Annotated in this window: 13 protein-coding genes; 6 read left to right on the forward strand and 7 right to left on the reverse strand. The window is 36.9% G+C overall.

What is annotated here, in order from left to right; all coding sequences use genetic code 11:
* Positions 1 to 57 precede the first annotated feature (57 nt).
* A complete protein-coding gene (locus G7051_RS01920) occupies positions 58 to 2,271 on the forward strand; it encodes a DUF4838 domain-containing protein (RefSeq protein WP_166198117.1) in 2,214 nt (737 codons plus the stop codon).
* A 166-nt stretch (positions 2,272 to 2,437) separates the two neighbouring features.
* Positions 2,438 to 3,769, forward strand: a complete 1,332-nt coding sequence (locus G7051_RS01925) for a glycoside hydrolase family 28 protein (RefSeq protein WP_166198119.1) — start codon at positions 2,438 to 2,440, stop codon at positions 3,767 to 3,769.
* 84 nt (positions 3,770 to 3,853) lie between these two features.
* On the opposite strand, the gene G7051_RS01930 is transcribed toward G7051_RS01925, so the two are convergent.
* The 5 genes from G7051_RS01930 to G7051_RS01950 all read right to left on the reverse strand — a co-directional run bounded on the left by G7051_RS01930 (position 3,854) and on the right by G7051_RS01950 (position 13,347).
* Positions 3,854 to 6,022 (reverse strand): polysaccharide lyase family 8 super-sandwich domain-containing protein, encoded by a 2,169-nt coding sequence (locus tag G7051_RS01930; RefSeq protein ID WP_166198121.1) that lies wholly within the window; start codon positions 6,020 to 6,022, stop codon positions 3,854 to 3,856.
* Positions 6,023 to 6,190: 168 nt separating this feature from the next.
* A complete protein-coding gene (locus G7051_RS01935) occupies positions 6,191 to 7,315 on the reverse strand; it encodes a glycoside hydrolase family 76 protein (protein WP_166198123.1) in 1,125 nt (374 codons plus the stop codon).
* A gap of 61 nt (positions 7,316 to 7,376) precedes the next feature.
* Positions 7,377 to 8,522, reverse strand: a complete 1,146-nt coding sequence (locus G7051_RS01940; RefSeq protein ID WP_166198124.1) for a SusE domain-containing protein — start codon at positions 8,520 to 8,522, stop codon at positions 7,377 to 7,379.
* A gap of 29 nt (positions 8,523 to 8,551) precedes the next feature.
* The gene (locus G7051_RS01945; RefSeq protein WP_166198126.1) at positions 8,552 to 10,183 is read right to left on the reverse strand and encodes a RagB/SusD family nutrient uptake outer membrane protein; all 1,632 of its coding nucleotides are present in this window, start codon (positions 10,181 to 10,183) and stop codon (positions 8,552 to 8,554) included.
* 20 nt (positions 10,184 to 10,203) lie between these two features.
* Positions 10,204 to 13,347, reverse strand: a complete 3,144-nt coding sequence (locus G7051_RS01950) for a TonB-dependent receptor (protein WP_166198128.1) — start codon at positions 13,345 to 13,347, stop codon at positions 10,204 to 10,206.
* Positions 13,348 to 13,691: 344 nt separating this feature from the next.
* Between G7051_RS01950 and G7051_RS01955 the strand changes: the two genes are divergently transcribed.
* The gene (locus G7051_RS01955; RefSeq protein WP_166198129.1) at positions 13,692 to 17,717 is read left to right on the forward strand and encodes a hybrid sensor histidine kinase/response regulator transcription factor; all 4,026 of its coding nucleotides are present in this window, start codon (positions 13,692 to 13,694) and stop codon (positions 17,715 to 17,717) included.
* A 71-nt stretch (positions 17,718 to 17,788) separates the two neighbouring features.
* On the opposite strand, the gene G7051_RS01960 is transcribed toward G7051_RS01955, so the two are convergent.
* Both G7051_RS01960 and G7051_RS01965 read right to left on the reverse strand, forming a co-directional pair.
* On the reverse strand, positions 17,789 to 19,495 hold the full coding sequence (locus G7051_RS01960; protein ID WP_166198130.1) for a RagB/SusD family nutrient uptake outer membrane protein: 1,707 nt from the start codon (positions 19,493 to 19,495) through the stop codon (positions 17,789 to 17,791).
* A 14-nt stretch (positions 19,496 to 19,509) separates the two neighbouring features.
* The gene (locus G7051_RS01965) at positions 19,510 to 22,554 is read right to left on the reverse strand and encodes a TonB-dependent receptor (RefSeq protein WP_166198131.1); all 3,045 of its coding nucleotides are present in this window, start codon (positions 22,552 to 22,554) and stop codon (positions 19,510 to 19,512) included.
* Between the two features lie 358 nt (positions 22,555 to 22,912).
* On the opposite strand from G7051_RS01965, the gene G7051_RS01970 reads away from it, so the two are divergent.
* The 3 genes from G7051_RS01970 (at position 22,913) to G7051_RS01980 (ending at position 24,831) form a co-directional block, all read left to right on the forward strand.
* Positions 22,913 to 23,413 carry a GNAT family N-acetyltransferase gene (locus G7051_RS01970; RefSeq protein WP_166198133.1) on the forward strand — a complete coding sequence of 167 codons (501 nt, stop codon included), beginning with the start codon at positions 22,913 to 22,915 and terminating at the stop codon, positions 23,411 to 23,413.
* Between the two features lie 69 nt (positions 23,414 to 23,482).
* A complete protein-coding gene (locus G7051_RS01975; protein WP_166198135.1) occupies positions 23,483 to 24,121 on the forward strand; it encodes an HAD family phosphatase in 639 nt (212 codons plus the stop codon).
* A gap of 83 nt (positions 24,122 to 24,204) precedes the next feature.
* Positions 24,205 to 24,831, forward strand: coding sequence for an NUDIX hydrolase N-terminal domain-containing protein (locus tag G7051_RS01980; protein ID WP_166198137.1), 627 nt, complete (start codon positions 24,205 to 24,207; stop codon positions 24,829 to 24,831).
* Positions 24,832 to 24,837 lie beyond the last annotated feature (6 nt).

Genomic DNA, 24,837 nt, shown 5'->3' on the forward strand with positions numbered 1-24,837 from the left:
TGTTACCAATGTTACCTTTCGTAGAATTGGATAGACCAAATCCTTAATACCATGAACATGAAAAATAAAATATTCTTATTTCTATTATTCTTTATACCTTTTACTATTTCGGCACAACTGTCAATAGTAAAAGATGGTAAATCGCAAATACGGATTATTGTTGATAAAAAAGACAGTACCAACCTGAAAGCAGCCAATCTGATACAAGATTTTGTAAAAAGAATATCGGGTGCAGAAATAACTATACTTGGAAGTGATTCGAAAATAAAAAAGGGGGATATCCTTATCGGAGATTTTCAGCTACCGATTAAAAACCTCGATCGATCGCAGATAAAAGAAGACGGTTTCTTCTTATCGACACAAGACGGATATGTACACATTGTCGGAGGAACAGGAAACGGTACAATCTATGGAGCTGTCACATTATTGGAGGATTATTTAGGTGTTCGGTACTATGCCGAAAACTTGCCTAAGTATACTCCTTCTAAAAATATGGTACTGCCCGACACAATCCATAAGATTGACAACCCCTCTTTTCGTTACCGTCAAACCCAAGCATATAGTATAAAAGACCCGATCTATAAATTATGGCATCGTTTGGAAGAACCTAAAGAAGTCTTTGCAGGTAATCTTTGGGTACATACCTTCAATAGTATTCTTCCCGCTGCGAAATATGGCAAATCGAACCCCGAATATTACGCTTTTATCAATGGTGAACGCCGTCCCGGAACAGCTAGTCAATGGTGTTTGACCAATCCCGATGTATTGGAAAAAGTGGTGATTCAGATAGATTCCATTTTCAAGGCTAATCCTGATAAGAAAATTATTTCCGTAAGTCAAAACGATAGCCAGAATCATTGCCAATGCGATAACTGCAAAGCGATCGACGAAAGAGAAGGCAGTCCTTCGGGAACTCTGGTTTACTTCCTGAATAAGTTAGCGGAACGTTTCCCCGATAAAGAATTTTCGACACTGGCTTACCTGTATTCGGTTGCTCCACCCAAGTATATCAAGCCGTTGCCCAATGTAAATATTATGCTTTGCGATATCGATTGCTACCGGGAGGTTACTTTACCCGAAAATACATCGGGGCAAACATTTGTGAGAGACATGGAGGGCTGGTCTAAAATCTCGGATAATATCTTTGTATGGGATTACGGTATCAACTTCGACAACTATGTTTCGCCGTTTCCTAATTTCCATATCCTGCAACCCAATATGCAACTCTTCAAGAAGAATAATGCAACCATGCACTTTTCTCAAATAGGAGGTGTAAAAGGAACCGACTTTTCGGAATTACGTTCGTATCTGGTTGCTAAACTTTTGTGGAATACGGAGGCTGACACAGAGGCTATAATCAAATCTTTTCTGAACGATTATTACGGAGAAGCTGCTGCTCCGTATTTATATCAGTATTTGAAATTACGTGAGGGTGCATTGATAGGTAGTAACAAACCTCTTTGGATATATGATACTCCCATTACTCACAAAAACGGGATGCTTAATGCACCCATGATGAAAAGGTATAAACAACTTTTCGATGATGCCGAAAAGGCTGTTGCCGATAATCCAGAATATTTGAATCGAGTAAAAGAGGCTCTCTTACCTCTTCAGTATGCAGAATTAGAGATCGCACGCACAGCTCCTATAGATAATGTAAACGAACTTAAAAGTAAACTGAACGCATTTAGAAATACTGCTAAAGATCTGAATGTGATATACCTCAACGAACGTAATAATACAATCGAAGATTATTGTACTTTGTATGAACAACGTAACTTACCTAAGGAGCGAAAGAGCCTGGCACACAATGCGAAAATAATATACATAACTCCTCCATCCTCTCCTTACGATAAAATTGGAGATACTGCCTTAACCGATGGTTTGTATGGCGGTGCAACTTATAACGAAAGCTGGGTGGGATGGATCGATAAAGATGCCGAATTTGTAATTGATCTTGGACAAGTAAAAGAAATAGAAACCGTAGAGTTCGATTTTCTACATCAATTAGGTGCATGGATCTTGTTGCCTAAAAGCGTTACTTGTAAAACCTCGGTTGATAACGAAAACTTTATATTGATGGGACACAAAGATATTCCCGAAGATCGCGACACGGAAGTGAAGTATGTAAATATCCCTATTCAATCGGATCAAAAGATACAGGCTCGCTATATCAAAGTAAAGATAGAATCAATCGGACTTTGTCCGCCATGGCATTACGGTGTTGGTTTTCCGGCATGGTTCTTCTTAGATGAAGTATCTGTATATTAAACTATCAAAATCGGGATGCTTAGCTAATAGGTATCCCGATTTCGATTTATGAGGATAGCAGAAACAATATACAATTGATCATTTTCAGTAGTCTTTTTCGCAACACGAACAGTCACACTACAAAAGTTAATTGATATGTTTGTAATCTTAAAATCTTCAACTTACTATGAAAAGAAACAATCTGATATTATTAGCATTCATATTTTCGCTTATCTTTCAAACGAATGCAATTGCACAGAAACAAGACTTATTTCCCGATGGGACACCTGTTCCCGATTGGTTTCGACAAGTGCAGGAGACAAATATAAAGGCATTGGGTAAAAGCTTTGTGATTACCGATTTTGGTGTGCTTAACGATAGTACCATTGTACAAACCGAAAAGATACAAGCAGTTATTGATAAGGCGTCACAATCGGGAGGAGGAGTACTCGTTATTCCCAAGGGAACTTTCCTGAGTGGCTCTCTGTTTTTCAAGCCCAACACACATCTACACCTCGAAGAGGGAGCAACACTCAAAGGCAGCGATGATATCAGCAACTTTGCAATTGTCAATACTCGTATGGAAGGACAAACATTAAAGTATTTTGCCGCCCTTGTTAATGCCGATAAAGTGGACGGGTTCACAATATCGGGCAAAGGCACAATCAATGGAAATGGTTTACGTTACTGGCAATCTTTCTGGCTACGTAGAGAGGTGAATCCAAAGTGTACAAATATGGATGAATTGCGTCCCCGTTTAGTTTATATATCCAATAGCAAGGATGTGCAGCTTTCGGGAGTAAGATTGATAAACTCGCCTTTCTGGACTACGCATATCTACAAATGTGAGAATGTAAAGCTCTTGAATCTTTATATATATTCTCCTTCCGAACCGGTAAAAGCTCCCAGCTCAGATGCTGTTGATCTGGATGTATGCACCAATGTACTTATCAAAAACTGCTACATGTCGGTCAATGACGATGCGGTAGCGTTGAAAGGCGGAAAAGGCCCTCTTGCCGACAAAGACGAAAACAATGGAAGTAACCGAAACATTATTATTGAAGACTGCGTTTACGGTTTTTGTCATGGTGCTCTAACTTTGGGTAGTGAATCGATTCACAACCGTAATATCATACTCAGGCGAACCCGTGTAGATAATGCAAAGCGTTTGCTATGGCTAAAAATGCGTCCTGACACTCCTCAAAATTATGAGTACATTCTAGTTGAAGACATTACAGGAAATGCTTCTAACTTTTTATTTATACAACCGTGGACACAGTTTTTTGATCTGAAAGGACAAACCGAGATACCTCTCTCTTATTCGAGCCATGTAACCATGCGTAATATCAATTTTAAGTGTAATACTCTTTTTAATGTAAGCAATTCGGATCAATACAGATTATCGGATTTTACATTTGAGAACCTGAATATTGAAGCTCAGAAAGCAATTATTCATACCGATTATATAAAGAACTTCGTTCTAAAGAATGTAGTCATCAACGGTGAAAAGAAATATTGATCTGCTCATAAAGCAAAACCGCCGCAATATAAGCGGCGATTTTGCTTTATGAAAGCTTTAAGGTCTCTGACCTCATTTTATCTATTACAAAGAAACGTCTAAGCTAAGCGAAGTACCACGTTTCTCACCCTTGGGTAGATTCAAGTTGTATTTTTTCTTATTTATTTCCAGCTTAACTGTTTCTAGTTGCTGAGTGGGATCGGCAAAAGTTATTTTTAATTTCTTTCCGTCCTGTTTTATAAGGAAAAGCCCTGTTTCGTTACTTTTCAAATGAATGTCTTTTGAAATTTGTATATCAGCAGGAATATAAGATGCTACCAATGCCATATTCTCTTTTGATAACCATACAGCTTGTATATCTTTTGTATTACGAATGATTTGGATATCTTCGACATTAAACGTCTTTACTTCTTCCTGCGATTTGGCCGGCAAAATAAAGTATTTATAAATACTGCTTTCGGGATCTTTACCATGATCGATCCATAAAGAGAATACCTCTTTATTTTCAATCATATCTTTAGGATACATGCTCATAACATCGTTCCATTTACCGGTTCGGGATTCCAAAATGGCTTTTCCTTTTTGTGGTTCGAGAATAATATATCCTTTGTTCCCACTAAAGAAGCGAACCTCATTTTGGGGAGTAAATTCGACAAGACTTGTTTTATCCCAAGCATTATTCCTGAGTTGAAACAAGTCTCCTTTTTTAACTTGCTGCTCTATTGACGTAGTGACTACACATCCACTATCGGCAGAGATTGCTGCACCTAAACAAAGAACATAATCATCTGTAAATATCCATGCTTTGCGTGCTGTGATACCATCCCTGTAAAAATCCATTGCTGTTATTCCAAAGTGTCCGTTATTGACATTGCCTACAAAATTACTGCTATTGTGATAGCCTCCCCATGAGAGTGCTTTTAATGGTGTATCAGTTTCATAGCTGGTAATACCGGGTAGTTTCCGCCAATCCCAACAGGGATAGATATTCGAATATTCATCTCCATCGACATATGTATAGGTGGCTCCATCTGCCAGATAATAACCTTTCAGGTTATCTCCGTTTCCTGCCTCAGCTCCTATAACTCTGTCGGATGACATTTTAACGGAAGCCATCCACAAAGGGCGACGTTGTACTGTCATATCGGACATCCAGAAATGATATAATCCTGTTAAAGAGGTCGGCTGTCCTCTGTTCTCAAAATTATCTTTTATCAAGTCATTGTATTTATTCGCATTCACTTTATCAACCTCCGAAAGCATAAGGGCTGAAAATCCTACACTAAATGCTTTATGAATTTGTGCCATTCTGAAGAACTGCCTTCCTAAGGCGTTTACATCCATATAACCATTCCAAAGAATACGTCGGTATCCATTATTGATCAATCCACTTAGGACGTCCAGTTGTGACTGATCGAATCCAATAGCAGTTCCCGAAAACATCTGAGACCAAAAACTCATACTCGAAATATAAGCAGCTCCATAATTTCCAAACTGCTGTTGTGCTCCATGCTGGTGAAAGCTGTTATCGTATTTGATTCCTTCCTGATCACCTATCTTAATCTCGGAAACAATGGTATCTCTGGCAGATATAACGAGATTCAAATCGTTTTCAAGCAGTCCTCTCACCAGAACATTTCCTGCAAGCCAAACTTTATTCTGACCTGTCATTCCAAACTTAGCATTGTTCATTATGCCCAAAGCTCCTTCTTTTTCTTGTGGTGTTAGTTTAGATTCAAACAGAATCAAAGCTCCGCCAAGTGTTTTAGGAATTCCGATTTGATTGTGCCACCAATTGAGACTCACCAGTTTTCTGTCAATCCAATATTGGAGCGATTTATGAATGGCTGTCTCAACTTCTTTAGATTCAAAGTATCCCGAAGAAGGAAGCCTGTATGCTTTAGTCAAAATAAGAATACGCTCAACGTGCACCTTTGGAGACCATCCCGAACGGTTCTGACTGCTATAATCCACATCACTCCACGAACCATCGGGTTGAAGACTTTCCAACAATCCGCCAATATCACTTGATGTGATATGATAGCGATCCATCAATTCGACAGCCATCCGATCTGATACGACCGATTCTTTAGGGAATTCAATCAACAGGTTCACTAATTCCTGCTCTTTTTCATTTTCAGACAGTAAAAGGCGAATGTAGTTTTGCTTAATCGTTTCAATCTCATCGGCATGAGTATAGAACGATACGGAGATAAGCAAAGACAAAAGAATAATAAATAAGGTCTTTTTCACAATAGTATTATATTAAAAGTTAAGGATAGCTTGCTGAAACTCTCTATTGCGAAAATATAAAAATAAGATTACATAGTTGCTTATTTTTCATCTATATATCATAAAAAAGAAAGTCCGACTAATGCCGGACTCTCTTTAAATCTGAAATCTAATTTTCACTGAAGCCTCTTATTTCGATTTCTCGAATAAAGCTTTAGCCTCTATCATCATACAAGCACTGGCTTGCGATGTTAATTGGGTAGCACCTACAGGAGGATTATTCCATGAAGTACCAAACAAAAGATTCTCTTTATAACAGCCTTTTCTCCAAAGTACATCTGCATTATTATTAAAGAATGTAACATACTTATTCTTGAATGACGGATCAACACCATCGGTCAGAATAAGCTGCAAGAAATAACGCATAAATATACCTTTGAAGAGACCATTATCGCCATCACCTTCATCCCTGAGGATATTATTACTTGTATCGATCAGCTTTATAATTGTAAAATTGGCGGCTTTCTGTGCATCATTTATATAAACAATATTGCCTGTTATTTTATATAACTCTACGGCTGCACCAATAAATGTTCCCTGATTATATGTCAACGAAAAATCGGCAATCACTCCCGTATCTCCATTTATATTATCATACACAGCTCCTGTAGATTGGTTATACAAAGTATTTTTTTCCCAATCGTATATATCCAGTGCCCATTGTTTATAAGACTCTTCTTTGGTCAGTTGATATAATCTGGCGGCAATAATAGCAGCTGGTCCATTCGAGCAAGCATTTTTGCTATACAATTGATATTTTACCCAAGCGATACCTCCTCCTGCTTTATCGTTCCAACCGGTTTCAATATCAGCCCATAGTTGTTTGACTGTAGTCAGATATTTTTCATCTTTGGTAATATCATATAAACGCAGCATGGTAAGTGCATTCCACTCCATATCATCATAAAAATCATTGTAGTATGTATTACCGTTTTTGACTTTTACACCTGCATACCATTGGTCAAAATACGCCTTATATTTGGCATCGTTTGTTCGTACGTATGCATCGATAATAACATCCATTGCATGTGCATTGGGCCAGTAATGAAAATCAAGCAACGAGCCATCACTTCCATAATTAAAGTAATGATCTGTAGGATTCCAGAACTGATCAATCAGTGCCATACTGCTACTATCTGCTGCTGCATTCCAATCGATAGTATACGAATTCTGACCGTATCCATATACATCTTTGGGATCATCGCATGATTGCAACAAAAGTAGTATTAAGGGAAATAAAATTAGTTTTTTCATATCTTAAGGTATTATCGAAACAAAGGGTGGGCAATTGTCAACCCTTTGTTTCGGTATAATTTTATAAATTAGAAACCTTTTTCACTGTATGAGTGTATTCTTTATCACCTTGTAAGAACATAGAAATACTCACTACGGCTTTATCCATCTCACTTGTAAATTTCCACTTATCATTCCATTGATCCAGAGAAACTATTTTAACATAGAAATAAGACTCAGGACTTGTTGATGTCGGTGGCTCGTCGGTTCCGTTTTTAGTACCCCACTGTTGAGTTACGTTAACTCCCGAAGCATTAACGGTTTCCATTTGGAATTTGTAACGTTGATCTCTACCCCATCCTTCTTGTTTAAAGGTCACATTACCTTGTCCGGTAAAGATTCCTTTTCCTACATAATCAAGATTGAACAATACTACATTGGTAGGACAGAAAAACAGACCTATACTTTTTATCTCCGTAAATGTACCTGTTCCTGTATTATAGTCGATATTGATACGATAAACACCCGTTTTATTTGCTGTTGTGCTTCCGTTCTCAACTAATTTAGTACCATCGACATAGAACGTACGCGGTGTTCCATCTTTACGATCAACAAACTGATATGTTTTACCTGCTGTTAATTTTGTATAGATCTCGAACTCTCCAATTGCAGTCAGTTTTAATGGAATAGCTTCAGATAAGGTTGTTCCGGCTTCCGAAGCTTCACCTGTAATAAATACTTCATCAGGAATCTCTGTAAATCCGGCTAAACGCGTAATCACCAATTTACGTGACTCTTTTGCTTTTGCTTCATTCAAACCACGTGAAGAAATAACAGTCCAGATAACTGTACCTGTTTCTTGTGCTCCTATACCGGCTAGTCCGGCTATTTTGTTCAAGTCTTTATGCAGTATAGTTGCATGACCCGAAAATCCACTGTTATCGGATACGACTTTATAAATAGGACTCGAAAAATCTCCACCTTCTTTATCAAAGACTACTTCATATAATGGAGATCCGCTATCTTCGGCTTTGGATGCTTCCCACTCGAAAAATAAAGATGCTGTTGCCGAACTAAGTAATTTTACGGCTCTCCCATCGGTTGGTTCATACAGCTTATTTACAGGAGTTATATTGGCATCCGAATAATTCATATCATCACTTTTACAAGATGATACAAGGAAAATAATTGATAATAATAGTATTGTATTATTTAATATCGTTTTCATAATTGTTCTTGTTTTGGTTAAAGGTCTGATTAGTTGGCATAGCCGGGATTGTTGGGTTTCAGATTCGGATTTAAGTCGATCTGAGAAAGAGGAACCGCCCACAGATAATCTCTACTTTCTACAAATTGCCTGTTATCAAGACGAATATTCTCGGTATTATTACTTGCAAATTTTGCACCGAACACATATCCGTTAAGGTATTTAGTTCCTGCTTTCCAACGTTTGATATCATAATATCTTAAACCTTCGAGAGCCAGCTCCGACCTGCGTTCGTTCCTTACAATCTCACGCAAAGCATCGGTTGATGCAGCCGATGGATAATCTAAAGCTGCAGAATCTGTAAATCCGGCACGTTTACGAATCAGTTTTATTGTATTATCCCAAACAGCAGAAGTTAATGCTCCCTGTTCAAGTTTTGCTTCGGCATACATGAGTAATACATCTGCATAACGGAACATGATGATGTTTAACGCCGACTTCAAATCAGCCTCGGCCTTAGGATCAAAATACTTCTTCACATAATATCCGGTAGAAGTTGTATTGGCACTCGAACTAACATACATATCAACTTTATTATCGTTACTTCCGGGTTTTATGTAAATTGTTCGCTTTGTTCCATCTGTATTGGTCCATTGAAAACCATGATATACAACCGTAGCACTCAATCGAGGGTCGCGGTTCACATACGGATTATTTACATTATAATCGGGATCTTCGGTGATTTTTTTGCCATTAAGAGTTATGTAATTATCAACCAGTGATTGTGTCGGTGCTTTAGCGTTTAGCCTAGCTCCGGCTGACAAAGGAGCCATATCATACATTTCTTGCCATGTTTTTACCGAAGGGACATAAGCATAGTCAAGGATGACTTCGGTATTATACTCATTATCTTGAAGGAACATATCCGGATAACTTGAAAATAGGCCGTAAGTTCCGTACTCTCCTTGCACATTGATAAGCTTGTTGCAATATTCCTCGACTTTTGCCCAATCGCTATCGTATAAATAGGCTCTAGCTTGTAAAGCACATGCTGCACCTTTGGTTATACGGCCATTGTCGTCTTTTGACAAATTATCTCTTTTAGGCAAAAGAGGCATTATTTCATCCAATTCTTTATGAATAAATTCGATTACCTGTACACGAGGAGTTCGACTGATGGTTCTTGATTCTGCAATGGTCAAATCTTTGGTAAAGAAAGGAACGTCACCATAGAAATTGGTCATACGGAAAAACAGATATGCACGGATAAAGCGAATTTCGGCTTTACGCTTTTCTTTCAACGAAGCATCCATATCGGGTACTCTTTCCACATTATCAAGATAAGCATGACATGTTTTGATTCCTTCATACGCCCATTTCCATTCATCGGCAAAACGTCCTAAAGAGGGATCGGCTAGACCATTACGAATCACACGTTCGGCTGTATTGGATCGTCCGTCAAACATATTATCACTTAACGATTCGTCCTGCCACATTTTTTCGGATTTATACATCTGGCTATATGCCATATTTACCACCAACTCCGAATTGTCTGTCGACAGCCAGAAGGTTTCATCGGTAAATCTATCGGTGGGCACCTGATCAAGATCATTGCAGGCTGACAGGCTAAATAATCCTATACAACAAGCAATTAATATATTTTTTAGATTTATCTTTTTCATATAAGTTAGCTTATTATCGTTTAAAATTCGACGTTAAGTCCAAAACCATAATACTTAAGTAAAGGATAGTTTCGTGCACTATTAGCTGATCCGGACATATTAGAGTCATATTCCGAAGATTCGGGGTCAATAAATGAGTTCTTGCTTAAAGTCAATAAGTTTTGAGCATTGATAAATGCACGCACTCTATTGATTCCCATTTTTCCTGTAATATTCTTAGGGATAGTATAGCCTATCTGAATATTTTTAAGTCGAATGTATTTTCCATCCAATAGATTCAGGTCTGAACCCATTCCGTAGTTATTCTTTGTTGATGCCGAACCTGCAGCTGTTAGCCTTGGCCATGTAGGATCGGTATTTGTAGGAGTCCAGAAATCAAGTTGATGCTTGTATATCACATAAGAATAGTTGGAATGGAAAGGCTCCAGTAATTCACCACGAATCATCATATCTCTTTTACCCACTCCTTCAATCAACATATTGAAATCGAATCCATGATAAGAAACATCATAAGTGACTCCAAATGTATAACGGGGAAACGCATTTCCTAGAACAAAACGGTCTTTTGCATCAATCACTCCATCGTCATTTCTATCTACAAATTTCAGATCACCGGGGTTAAGATCCGAAGGACTTATTCCTACAGGAAGGGCTGATGCTTCTATCTCGGCAGCACTTTGAAAGAATCCGTCTGTCTTATATCCATAATATGAATTGAAAGGAAGACCAACTCTAAGAATCCGGCTAATCTCATCATTTGTCGAAATTTGCTCATATCCTTCGAACTTTAAAACTTCGTTTTTAGAATCACCAACAGTCAAACCGAAGTTGTGATTAAAATCACCTGTTTTCAAACGATAATTAAGTGTAACCTCCCATCCTTCGTTTTTCATCTCTCCTGCATTGTAGTTCTTTAAACCTCCTCCAAAAACAGATGGTATAGCAGGAGTAATCAATATATCGGTAGTTTTCTTGTGGAAATAATCAAACGTAGCAGTTAGAGAGTTATTTAGGAAAGTGGCATCAAAACCAAGGTTAAAACTGGCTGATTTTTCCCATCTCAAATCGGGGTTACCTAAAGTAAAACCGGTACCTGATACTGCGTTATTATTAAAACCATAAATATTGGTGTGCGGTTCATAGACAGTCAGATATTGGTAAGGATCAATGGACTGATTACCCAAAATACCGTATGAACTACGCAGTTTAAAATCACCTACATTTTCTTTATATTGTTCCATAAAGGATTCCTCAGATATTCTCCATCCGACTGAACCTGAAGGGAAAAATCCCCAACGATTTTCTTTGGCGAAAATCGAAGAACCATCGCTACGGAAGCTGAATTCGGCATAATACTTATCTTGGAAAGCGTAATTAACACGACCTAAGATAGAATTGATACTTGTTTTTCGTGTCTTTTGCAGAGATACAACGCTACCATCTTCAACAATCTCGGTACCTGTAGTAGGAGTACCCAAAATTGGATCGGTATACTTCATCTTTATCTCGTTTTGAGTACGAGTGTAAGACTCATTGGTCGCACCAAAAACTCCTGTAATATGGTGTTGTCCGAATGTACGATCGAAATCCAATAATATCTGAGAATTTAATAAATATGTTTTTTCATTAAAATCTTCGGTATTTCGTTCTGCATTTACAAATACACGTGGTTTTATATCGTCAGCATTGCTGTACAGAGGCACTTGTATTCTTCGGGTAAACCTATGATCTGAAAAAATATCAGCACCAAATACTCCTCGAAGTTTAAGTCCTTCCATGAGCTTCAGGTCTGCCCCCAAATTGACATTGAAATAATCATTGTCATTTTGGATATATCCACCTTGTTCAAGTTCTGCCAAAGGATTCTGATCTGTCAATATATCATTTACCAAATACTTTCCATTAGAAGCCTGCATCTTAGTGGTATAATACGGAGGCACACGAGAAGCATTTATAATAGCATTGCTGGCTGTTGTAGCTTTAGAGTTGGTTCTTGTATAAGCAAGAATAGAGGTTATCTTAAGCCTTTGGAACTCTGTAACTATATTGGAACGTAAGTTATAGCGTCTTATACCAAAATCGGGACCGACGAAGTTGCTTTCCTGATCGTAAAATCCTCCTGAAAATAAATACGTGGTATTGGCACTACCTCCCGAAACACTTACATTGTAATTTTGTTGCAATGCTGTTCTTAGGATTCTGTCCAAATTCCATTCTTCCTCACCTTGATGAGCAGCCAGATCACGAATCTGATCGGGAGTGTATTGAGGATTAGCTCCAATATTAGTTAAAGCTAAATTTTTAAGTGTTGCATTTTGATAACCTGCAACCGGAGAAAATAAAACTTTGGGATCTTGTAAGCCGATCATTCCATCTAGACGCACTACGGGAGGTGCATTCTTCTTACCTCTTTTGGTTGTTACCAAAAGGACTCCATTTGCTGAACGAGATCCGTAAATTGCTGCTGTTCCTGCATCTTTCAATACCGAAATACTCTCGATATCGGCAGGATTTAATTTATTTAAACTCGAATTATCAGAAACTAAACCATCAATTACAATCAAAGGACTATTGTTATTCATAGTAGATATACCACGAATATTAATATTTAACTGATTGTCATTCGGATTCATGCTTCGTTGCTGAATACTCAAACTACCTGATGCTCCTTGAAGAGCCTGTGTAAGATTCGATACAGGACGGTCTTCAATAAAGCTTGCACCTACCTGGTCTACGGCACCTACAACACTTCGTCGGGTAGTGGTTCCATATCCGATAACGATTACGTCATCAAGTACTTTCGAATTTTCTTTTAATACAATTGCCAGAGATGTTCTGTTATTCACAGCTATTTCTTCTGTTGTAAAACCAATATATGATATTTGCAATATATCATTGCTATTACACGATATAGAAAAGCGACCATCTATATCGGTTACTGTTCCATTACTAGGGTCGTTTTTCACGACCACACTTACTCCAATCAATGGTTCTCCATTATTATCTTTAACTGTTCCTGTAACAGTTATCTTTTTAGATGAAGGATCCTGCTGAGATGTATTCAAGGTACCAGTTTGCTCTGCACGTAACGTACAGGGAGTTCCCAGGAAAAGGGAAGACATAATCAAACTAGCCAAAGTTACTTTGTACTTTTTCCTAATCATATCATAACTCTTTAATGTTTATTTCTATAGGTTAACCGATTTGTTGCTGTTATATGAAACAGCGAGAATAATTTTTCTTAGACGTAGAAGATTTAAATTACTTTTAGCTTTTTACATGGTTTTTAAATTTAAAGGTTCGTATTCCCAACAAATGTAATCAGATCAAAATATATGGTAACTAGAAAGAATCTCCTATTTTAGGCGCATGGCTCGAATCTGTACTACAATGTCTCAATAATGAACCCGACAATACTTTATTAGCAATCTTCGAGTAAAGCCACATAAATATATTTAATCTATATTTGTCTGAATTTATTAGCTTAAATGTCTCAACCTGCAAAATCATGAAAGTTCACAAATCAGCCATAATAGTACTTATATTGTTCTGCGCCATTGTCTCAAAACTTAATGCCTATAATCTTCGTCAGATATCAGACAAAGAAGGACTATCGAACAGCTCTATTCTTTCGATGTCTCAGGATACGGATGGGTTTATGTGGTTTGGCTCATGTGACGGACTAAACATATTTAACGGTATCAGCATTGATGTCTATAAACCGACTACCGACAATAATAATATATCAGGGAATCTTATAGAAAGCATCCTCGAAGCCGAAAACGGAATCTTTTGGGTTCATACAAATTACGGACTAGACAGGTTCGATAAAAGAAAAAAGACGGTAGAGCATTTCGATAATTTTAATGGGAGATACTTTTTTTGTAAGAATACGGAGAATGACATATTCATTCTGACAGAAGACAACAAGCTGTTTTATTATCATAGCCCATCAAAGACATTTAAAAAACTGGATATAGGAGGTATAACATTTAACAATGTACTTTGCATCAATGTAGATACAAACAATATCCTATGGATATTCACAAATGATAAGAAGACCAAAAGTTATTCGATACAAAAATCGGATGCAGGGGAAATTAAACTGAATCCGATACAATTGTTCGAACATGAAAATAAGTTACAAGCCTGTTTCTCTGAAAAAGATGTTGTCTATTTCGTAGATGATACTTATACAATGTATGAGTATAATTTATCGGATAAAAAGAAATATTATATCGGAAATATCAAAAACGAAATACAGCATAAAGGGAAAATCTCTTCTATTATAAAATATCACAACGATTATTTTATCAGTTTCCAGACAGACGGGCTTATTCGTTTGAAAAATACTCCTGAAAAACAAATCAATTATGAGGTAGAAGATATCAACATTAAATGTGGTGTATTCTGCTTATTAAAAGATAAATATCAGGATATTATATGGATCGGTACTGACGGACAAGGGGTATATATTTACTCTAATGATGCTTACTCTATAAAGTCAACCTTATTCAGCAGTTTTGCTAAAAATATTGCTAAACCAACAAGGGCTCTTTTCTTAGATAGAGAAAATACGCTATGGGTAGGTACCAAAGGTGATGGTATTTTGAGAATACTTGATTATAATTTCAGTAAACAGATTGAAAATAATAAAACAGAGTACCTGACATCTGAAAACAGCCCTCTTTTTGACAATTCGGTTTACTCACTGGCTTCCAGTGCTAAAAATATCCTGTGGATAGGTAGCGAAGAGGGAATCAATTATTATTCGTATTGTGAAAAGAAGATAAAAACGATTTCGATACAGGACAAAGATGCCAGTATACGATATGTTCACGATATTTTAGAACTGAACGACTCTGTATTATGGGTTGCAACTGTAGGTACGGGTGTTCTTAAGATAAATATATCATGGAAAAACGATACACCCGTTTTTGATAAGGTAGAAAGGTTTACAATAAAAGGGGGAGATCTTTACTCCAATTATTTTTTCACAATCTACAAAGAAAGCGATACATCTATATGGCTGGGCAATCGTGGTTCAGGTGCCTTTAACCTAAATACAATAACATCGCAACTGACTTCATTAGAATTTGATAAGAAATATAAAATCAGGACTCTTAACGATATATTTTCCATTATAAAAGACGATAAGGGTAATATGTGGTTCGGAACAAGCTATGGATTGATAAAGCACTCTGCCGGAAAAGAGGATATTGTGTATAACGAAAAAATTGGTTTTCCGAATAATACGATACATGGCATACTCAGCGATTCTCAACAAAACCTTTGGCTAAGTACCAATCAGGGAATAATAAAATTTAATACTGAAAATGAAACCTTTCTGGCCTTTAATCAATTAAACGGATTAAAGGTTACCGAGTTTAGTGATGGTGCTTATTATAAGGATAATACTACGGGCAACCTTTTTATGGGGGGTATCAATGGCTTTGTTACTATTGCCGAAAATAACGCCCTCTCCGAAGAATATCTCCCTCCTATACATTTCAATAATCTCGGAATTTTCGGCAAGGAATATAATATTTTCGATTTTCTGAAATCGAATAAAGACCGGGATGAACTTGAGTTGAATTACAGCCAAAACTTTTTTTCGATTTCATTCGTAGCCATTGACTATCTGAATAACAATAATTATACTTATCTCTATAATTTAGACGGGTTAAGTGAGCATTGGATTGATAATGGAGCTTCCAATACGGTCTACTTCACGAATATAGCTCCCGGAGAATATACTTTACATGTAAAGTATAAGAATCGGGTTACAGGTCAGGAAAGCCCTGTATATTCTATTACAATTAAGATTACACCTCCTTGGTATATGTCATTCACAGCCTATGCATTATATACATTAGGTATCTTGCTTGCTTTGGTATTCGGGTTAAGAGCATTCTTAGAGCGTAATCGCAGAAAGAGATTACTGGCTATTGATAAGCTCAGGCAGGAACATCAGGCTGAAGTATATGAATCGAAACTACGCTTTTTCACCAATATTGCTCATGAGTTTTGTACTCCTCTTACTCTTATTTACGGACCTTGTAACCGTATTCTTACCTATAAAGGTGCCGATAAATATGTAATCGAATATACACAATTGATACAAAGGAATGCACAACGTCTGAACGACCTTATTCAAGAGCTTATTGAGTTTAGGCGTATAGAAACAAATAATAGAAAACCTCAAATTGAATCTATTCAGATTACTGAATTTACTCAGGATATTGCCGATACATTCAATGATCTGGCTGAATCAAAAGGTGTTGTATACGAGAAAAATATACTGCCTTCTCTTAGCTGGAATTCCGATAAAGGATTTTTAATTACAATTATCGTAAATCTCATATCTAATGCTTTTAAATACACTGATAGAGAAGGAACTGTTACTGTATCTGTCTGCATCGAAAATGATTCTTTATGTATAGTGGTTACCAATACAGGAAAAGGGATCAAAGAAGAAAATCTAGATCAGGTATTTGACCGTTACAGTATTTTAGATGATTTTGAAAATCAGGATGAGAAAACTACGATTTCAAGAAACGGGCTGGGTTTGGCCATTTCATACAGTATGATAAAACTCCTTGACGGCGATATTAAAGTTCAGAGTAAACCGTTTGATAAAACTGAGTTTATTGTTAATCTACCTTTACTACAAATAACCGATAGTAATACTAATAACTCATTACCGGCCATTAACATAAAAAAAGATTATGCCAGCACATTGGAGCTACCCAAATATACGTTCAATGAATTAAAACCAACCATTTTAATTATTGATGACGAAATAGAGATGCTCTGGTTTATAAGTGAAATATTTGCGACTGACTTTAATGTTATCTCCATCAATAAACCATCTGAAACCGAACAAGTCCTTAATGACATCCATCCCAATATCATTATTTGCGACATAATGATGCCCAAAATCAATGGATTAACTCTGACCAAAGAAATCAAATCGAATCCCAAGACGGCACATATTCCTATGATTCTGGTTTCTGCTAAATATCAGGTGGAGGAGCAAATCGAAGGTATTACTGCAGGAGCTGAAATGTATATTACTAAACCTTTCAACGTTGACTATCTCAAGGCATCTGTCAAACAACTAATAACCAAGAAAGAAACTCTCAAAGATTATTTCAGTTCTCCCATGAGTGCTTTTGACTTGGCAAATGGTAAGTTAACGCATAAAGAGCATCGGAAATTTATTCAAAAGATATTGGATATCATTAGTAATAATGTGACAAATAAAGAACTATCATCGAAACTAATTGCTGACGAATTAAATATGAGTACGCGTCACTTGTACCGAAAATTAAGTGATATCGGTACAAACAGTATTGCTGATATGATTCGTGAATACCGTTTGCATATAGCTAAAGATTTACTGCTGAATACAACGATGACTATCGATCAGATAATTTACAAATCGGGATATGCCAATAGAGGTCCTTTCTTCAAAGCTTTTGCCGAAAAATACGGATGTACCCCTAAAGAATTCAGAGATAAAATGAAATAACTTAAGGGTAGCTATAAAAAGAAGAGAAAACGAATATGTTTTCTCTTCTTTTTTAAATATCCATCCAATATTTATGGATTTTGTGTTAATGGACCCGGATAGGCATTTATATCTGCTTGAGGTATAAAGTGTACCACCCTTAAATCTGTCGCAAGAATAGGAGTCATTGCATCATGCGGTCCCGGATAATTGCGAATCATTGCATTTCCATTGCGATATACGTCATAAGTTCGATGTGCTTCAAAAGCCAGTTCCAACTGGCGTTCTTCATCTATTAATTGGGCGGCATTCGTAGCATTCAGAGAATTGTACCCTCCTCCGATTATAGATCTTTCACGTACTTTATTCAAATTTATCAGGGCATTACCATAATCGCCTTTTTTAGCATATGCTTCTGCCATATTTAAATACAATTCGGCCAGTCTCGATATTATAGGTGAATGCAGGTGCGAGTCATTATCCTGCAACGAACATTTTATAATATAAAACATGGGATATACGCGGTTCAACAACATTAGGTACTCTTTTTCTCCGACATACGTTTTCCCCTGATAAACAATAGAATATTGGTTTTCAACGGAATTTACTAATGTTAAAGGATAGCTGTTACCTGCAATTTTAATGTATAACGATTTATCGGGATTAATCCTTAATGTATCCTGTATATAGCTATAACCCGTTTGCACACCCGAAGCATTTTTCAGATCAGCAATAAAACGAAAAGCAGGTATCTTTTCACCTTTAGTATCTTTTACATATTGAGGATCAATGAACGCCCAACGAGCATCGTTCTTTTGTCCGGCTTTCCTTAACAAATCAAGGTACTTTGCACTGGCATACATTTCACCCCATCCTTGCCCTTGAAGATTGGCATACATACCTCCAATTCCGTAATAATGATCGTATCCCGAAAATTCGGAAGCCAGCCTTTTAACTGCGAAAATAGTCTCGGTCTGCCCTGTTGCATCTGGAGCGAAAGTATTATACCTCATGAAATTCACCCTATCAAGCAATTGATACTTTCCACTATCTATTACTTTCTTTGCATATGCAATCGCCAAATCGGCATAGGTAGTATTAGCATTTTCATAAGTACCACTCATGTACAAATATATTCGTGACAACATAGCTTGTGCTGCCTCTTTTGTAGCATAAGACGCCGTACTTTTGAGGGTCATCAATTCTTCTCCTTTTTTCAAGTCACTAATAGCCTGTGCATACGTATCCTTTACACTCGATCTGTCAGGCAGATGTAAATTACTTACGTCTGCAGGTGTACCGTCTAATAAAATCGGAACTCCCAGATTTGTTTCGGGCGATTGATAATATGGGCGTCCAAAAACACGGCACAAATAGAAGTAGCACATACCTCTCAAATAATATACTTCGCCCAATTTCTGATCTTTTTCGGCACTAATACCTTCGTCCGATATCTTAATCAGATCACTAGCCTGAGATATAATCCTATAACTTGAATTCCAAAAGGTTGTAAGCCGTCCGTTGTCGGTTATATGTTGGTATGATATAAAAGGATAAAACGAATCGGTAGATGTCCCTCTTATCATTATATTATCTGCCGGATACTCTCCTACCCTGTGCATAACATCAGACCATGCTTTCAGCTCAGCATAGCATCCGTTCACTAATATCTTAAAAGCTGCGTCTTTATCCGATTCTATCTTATCTTTTGTATATGCATTATCAGGAAATCTGTCTAAATCACAAGATGACAGGACCAATAAGCAAATTGCTGTAAATATTATATGTTTTAGTTTCATAAGTATTGTTTGTTTTAAAGTGTAACATTTATACCCAATACAAATCTACGGGTCTGAGGATATACCGATGTAGCCACCCCGGTTATAGTAGATGTTTCGGTTACTCCATTATATCTTGGAGGAATTTCAGGATCAACACCCGAAAAGTGTGTAATCGTAAATAAATTCTCACCCGAAACAAATATCTTCAAGTTCGATACATAACGAATTTTACCGGTCAGATTATAACCTAAAGTAAGGTTTCTCATTTTCAAATAAGTTCCGGTTTCAAGGAAACGGGATGAAACTTTATTGGAATTACTCGAATTATTATATTTTGCCAATGGATGAGTCGCAATATCTCCTTCTTTTTCCCAACGGCTCCATCCGCTATGAAGATTCATTTGATTACGGTCTGTGTAAGCCCCATCAGAATCAAACTCGGCACGGGCATAATTATAAATCTTACCTCCGACTGAATAGTTAAATATTGCTGACAAATCGAAGTTCTTATAAATAAGATTGGTTGCAAACCCTCCGAAAAAGTCCGGTGTATAAGCACCCATAGCAACCTGATCGGCTTCACTATACTTAGATGTCGTCACACGGTTACCATCTTTATCCGTTTTAAACCATAACGGGTTACCATTAGCAGGATCTACCCCAGCCCATTCCTGTAAGTACCATGTATCTGCATCTTTTCCGGGTGTCACCAATTTAGATGCTGATCCTGCAATACCCGAACCATCACCCATTATTATCCGTTGTTTTTGGCCATACAGTTTGGTAATTTTATTTCTGTTGAAACCTATATTTGCATCTACACTCCAATACCATTCTTTATTTTTTATAATATCGACACCAATAGTTGCTTCAAAGCCTTTATTTTGCAGTTCACCTTCATTTCGCCATATTCCTGTTACACCGATAACTCCCGGTAAAGGAACATAATACAACAGATCGGAAGTTTTTTTAGCATAATAGTCTAATGTTATATTTACTCTATTAAATAGAGATATATCAAGGCCCACACCTGTTACAAACGACTTTTCCCATGCTAAATCCGAATTGCCAAGTTGAGAAATAATAGCACCGGGTTCTCCATTATAACTAAGCGGTTTTTGATCCGAACCACTGCCTGTTGTAAGAGCATACAGAGCTAAATGAGGATAAAGAGCTGTAGGGCGATTACCGACCGATCCATAACTGGCTCTCAGCTTCAGAATATTTACATAGTCCAGTTTGAAAAATTTCTCTTTATGGATATTCCACCCTCCACTTATCGAAAAGAAGGTTCCATATCTCTTATTTGCACCAAAATTAGAAGCCCCGTCTCGGCGAATCGAAAACTGAGCCAAATACTTATCATCAAACGAATAATTTATATTAGATAAATATGACTGTACAGCCCATGACGAACGCCAGCTTATTGCCTTTTCGGCTTTAGCAGCTACAGTTCCGACTTCGAAACCCGGAGCAAAGCCGGTAGACATACTTTCGGTATTTTTAGAATTAAATTCGTTCCACTCATAACCTGCAACCGCATTAATATAGTGTTTGTCAAATGCCTTATTGATACGAATCAGTTGATTTGTATACAACCTGTTATTTGAACGCATACCTTCGGTTATTCGACCATTCACAGACTCTCCTCCTGAGGAGCGTGGATCTTCGTACGATGTGGAGTTTTTCTGAAAAAACTTATAACTATTTACAGATGCAAAAGTCATCCAGTCGGTAATCTTAATATCAAAATCAAAATTACCCATTACTTCATAAGCCTCCGATTTAGCATAATTCCATTGCAAATCGTACAAATAATTCGAACCCGTTGTATTTACCCATGTTGGGTTAGGTGCATTTCCAACCAAGCTGCCATCCTTATTGTAAGGGCTATCCCAAGGCAAGTTACCATACATGGCTCCTACTGAATGTTCCTTATCGTGAACATCTTTTCGAGAACCCATTATCTGTGGTTTTATTGTTAAACGATCCGAAACCTTATATTCAACCTTTAACAGAGCATTATATCGGGTGTAGTCGTATCCTTTTATGGCTCCTGTCTCGTCATACACCCCTAAAGAAACATATGATCTCAGCTTTTCGTTACCACCATTTACCGATACATTATAGTCTTGAGCAAAGCCTGTTTGGGTTGCATTGTCCCACCAATCGAAATTCTTATTCCTTAAATCGGGAGTCCACCACCAGTTATTTGAAAATGCTTCGGGATTAGAAAATGAATCATATAAATCGTAAAGCTCTTCACCATTCATTATCTTAAATCTACCCGTATTCAAATCTGTTGCTGCAAACTTAGCCAACACATTTACAGATGGTTTACCAATCTTACCTTTTTTAGTTGTTACTAAAATTACACCGTTAGCACCTTGCGAACCGTACACAGCAGTAGAAGCTGCATCTTTTAACACAGTCAATGTTTCTATATCATTCGGATTGATATCTGTAGCACTACTGCCCATAATCACACCATCAACTACCCAAAGAGGGTCGGTACTTCCATTAATAGTGCTTTTACCACGAATTACAATTTTTCCGGCCTCACCCGGTTGTCCTGAGCCCGGACTTACATATACTCCGGGAGATTTTCCGGTTAGCAGATTTTCTACTGCAGGAGTAGTTGCATCTAATAGCTGTTTACTGTCTAATGTCTGTAAAGCTCCGGTAAGACTCTCACGTCTAATTGTGTTATATCCAACAACTACTACTTCGTTTAGGGCTTGCGAGTCGTCTTCCAATACTACATCAACTGACGAACGTGCTCTAACCGCTATTTCCTGTGTTTTATAACCCAGAAAGGAAAATATAAGTACTGCATTGTTTGCATCAGGCACCGATAGTTTATAATTTCCGTCAAAGTCGGTAACAGTTCCGATAACCGATCCTTTAACTTTCACACTAACCCCAATCATTGGTTCTTTTTTGGAGTCTACTACTGTACCTGTAATTGTCGTTTGTGCTAATATACTTCCTGTCGAAAGGAAAAGCAATAGCATCAAAAAAGATACTTTAATAAAGTAACTTTTTGCAAAGTTTTTCTGTCTAATCATGTTTTTCATTGATAGATGGTTTAATAATAAAAGATTGTGTTCGCTAAAATTATTTCTTTTTAACAAAAAAAGACTAAAAGACAAATATAGTAAGTTGCGGGTGTGATTTTGTGAAATTTGTGTTAAAAAATACACTAAGTATAAAATGGCTAATGTCAAAAAAAGATTATTGCAGTTCGGATAAGCTCATTATTATTTTAATCCTGATTATAAAAAGATCATTCAGACTAGTTTTTAAACCCTTTGTTTTTCGTATTTTTGTCTTAGTTCAAATAGTTCGGGGGGCATCCCTTTTTAATATTTCGGTAAGGCTAACTATTGTCCGTTAAAATTCTGAAATACATCATTAACATTTTGCATACTTAAAATGAATATAATACAAGCCAACTCAAGCCATATACCTGAGATACAACAAATAGCCATTAAGTCATGGGAAGTAACTTATTCAGATATCTTATCTCAAGAGCAATTCGATTATATGATTGAGATGATGTACAACCATGCTGCTTTAAATAAGCAAATGGCTGAGCAAAAGCATCATTTTCTTTTGATTCAAGAGGAGTCTACATCTGATTATTCGGGATTTGTTTCTTATGAACTCAATTATAAAAATCAAGCTAAGACTAAGATACATAAGCTTTACCTGTTACCCGAATGCAAAGGCAAGGGTATGGGACGCCTGTTAATTGAAAAAGTTATATCATTAGCTCGATCTGCTGATAATAGCCATGTGTCTCTTAATATGAACAGAAACAATAAGTCTTTGGGGTTCTACAAGCAAATGGGATTTGAAATTGTAGGTGAAGAAGATATTAATATCGGAAACGGATACCTTATGGAGGATTATATTTTTGAAAAAAAGATATAAAACTTTTTTTCTCCGATCTTAAATAAAGAAATAAACAAATAGGACATTGGCCTAATAAAAAATAGAATAATGGAAAATAATATTTGCGTTTTATTCGACATGGATGGTGTAATGATTGACACCGAACCTCAATACGATGTATTCTGGAAACATGCCGGAGACAAATACAATACAGGAATCGCTAATTTCGAAAAAGTAATCAAAGGTACTACCTTGCCTAATATCCTCAAGAAATACTTTTCTCACCTGACTCAAGAGGAATTGAATAATCTTTCGGATAACCTCGATAAGTTTGAGGCAAATATGAACTTCGAAGAAATTCCAGGTTCCGTTAAGTTTGTCAAAGAATTAAAGGCTAAAGGTATAAAAGTCGGATTGGTTACCAGTTCGACCGACACTAAATTAATTGCTGTAAATAAAGCGAAACAATTCGATCAACTATTTGATACGGTAGTATCTGCTGCCCGTGTAACTGAAGGCAAACCTAATCCCAGATGTTTTTTACTGGCTGCCGAAGATTTAGGAGTTGATCCTAAGGATTGCATCGTTTTTGAGGACTCGTTTGCAGGAATAGAAGCAGGAATAGCTGCCGAAATGAAGGTGATTGGTTTGGCAACAACCAACCCGGCAGAATCACTTAAAGATAAGTGTTGTAAAGTAATACCTGATTTTAAAAACTTCTCTGTCGAAGATTTATTGTCTATATAAAAAGAAGTAAACTAAAACTGAAATAAAAGATCCCGATATAATAATTGTCGGGATTTTTTGTTTTAGAATGTAAAAGCAATCACATGAAAATAGAAAAAGAACTTTTAGAAATAGCTCAAAGAATACGAGCCTTGTCTCAAACCGGATTAGTTTATTCTGATAATGAATACGATACCGAACGCTATAAAGAATTGCTTCACCTAAGTAATTCGATGACTGCACTCATTACCGGTAACGAAGTGTCTGTTATTGAAGGATGTTTTCGGGTAGAGGACGATTATGTAACGCCCAAAGTAGACGTAAGAGCAGTTGTATTCAATGATAAAGATGAGATACTACTTGTACGGGAGAGAGCCGATGGCGGATGGGCTATCCCCGGTGGTTGGGCTGACGTAGGATATTCTCCTACAGAGGTAGCCGTAAAAGAGGTAAAAGAAGAAACGGGTCTGAATGTGGAACCTATACAATTATTGGCTGTACTGGATAAAAAATGTCACAATCATCCACCTGCTCCACATTATGCTTATAAGATATTTATTCTTTGTAAATTGATTGATGGAGAATTCACATCTGCATTTGACATTTTAGACAAGGGATTTTTCAAACAAAATGAACTTCCTCCGCTCTCGGAGGAGAGAACTTTGAAAAGCCAAATTGATTTGATGTTTGAATATAAAAATAACCCCGACAAAAAAGCAATCGTTGATTAAGGTCTC

The organism is Dysgonomonas sp. HDW5B, assembly GCF_011299335.1.
GTDB lineage: Bacteria > Bacteroidota > Bacteroidia > Bacteroidales > Dysgonomonadaceae > Dysgonomonas_A.

Excerpts from the sequence above, each read along its gene's own strand:
- G7051_RS01925 (WP_166198119.1), top strand. The coding sequence starts at position 2,438 with ATGAAAAGAAACAATCTGATATTATTAGCATTCATATTTTCGCTTATC.
- G7051_RS01950 (WP_166198128.1), bottom strand. The coding sequence starts at position 13,347 with ATGATTAGGAAAAAGTACAAAGTAACTTTGGCTAGTTTGATTATGTCT.
- G7051_RS01935 (WP_166198123.1), bottom strand. The coding sequence starts at position 7,315 with ATGAAAAAACTAATTTTATTTCCCTTAATACTACTTTTGTTGCAATCA.
- G7051_RS01975 (WP_166198135.1), top strand. The coding sequence starts at position 23,483 with ATGGAAAATAATATTTGCGTTTTATTCGACATGGATGGTGTAATGATT.
- G7051_RS01970 (WP_166198133.1), top strand. The coding sequence starts at position 22,913 with ATGAATATAATACAAGCCAACTCAAGCCATATACCTGAGATACAACAA.
- G7051_RS01955 (WP_166198129.1), top strand. The coding sequence starts at position 13,692 with ATGAAAGTTCACAAATCAGCCATAATAGTACTTATATTGTTCTGCGCC.
- G7051_RS01965 (WP_166198131.1), bottom strand. The coding sequence starts at position 22,554 with ATGAAAAACATGATTAGACAGAAAAACTTTGCAAAAAGTTACTTTATT.
- G7051_RS01940 (WP_166198124.1), bottom strand. The coding sequence starts at position 8,522 with ATGAAAACGATATTAAATAATACAATACTATTATTATCAATTATTTTC.
- G7051_RS01945 (WP_166198126.1), bottom strand. The coding sequence starts at position 10,183 with ATGAAAAAGATAAATCTAAAAAATATATTAATTGCTTGTTGTATAGGA.
- G7051_RS01960 (WP_166198130.1), bottom strand. The coding sequence starts at position 19,495 with ATGAAACTAAAACATATAATATTTACAGCAATTTGCTTATTGGTCCTG.
- G7051_RS01980 (WP_166198137.1), top strand. The coding sequence starts at position 24,205 with ATGAAAATAGAAAAAGAACTTTTAGAAATAGCTCAAAGAATACGAGCC.
- G7051_RS01920 (WP_166198117.1), top strand. The coding sequence starts at position 58 with ATGAAAAATAAAATATTCTTATTTCTATTATTCTTTATACCTTTTACT.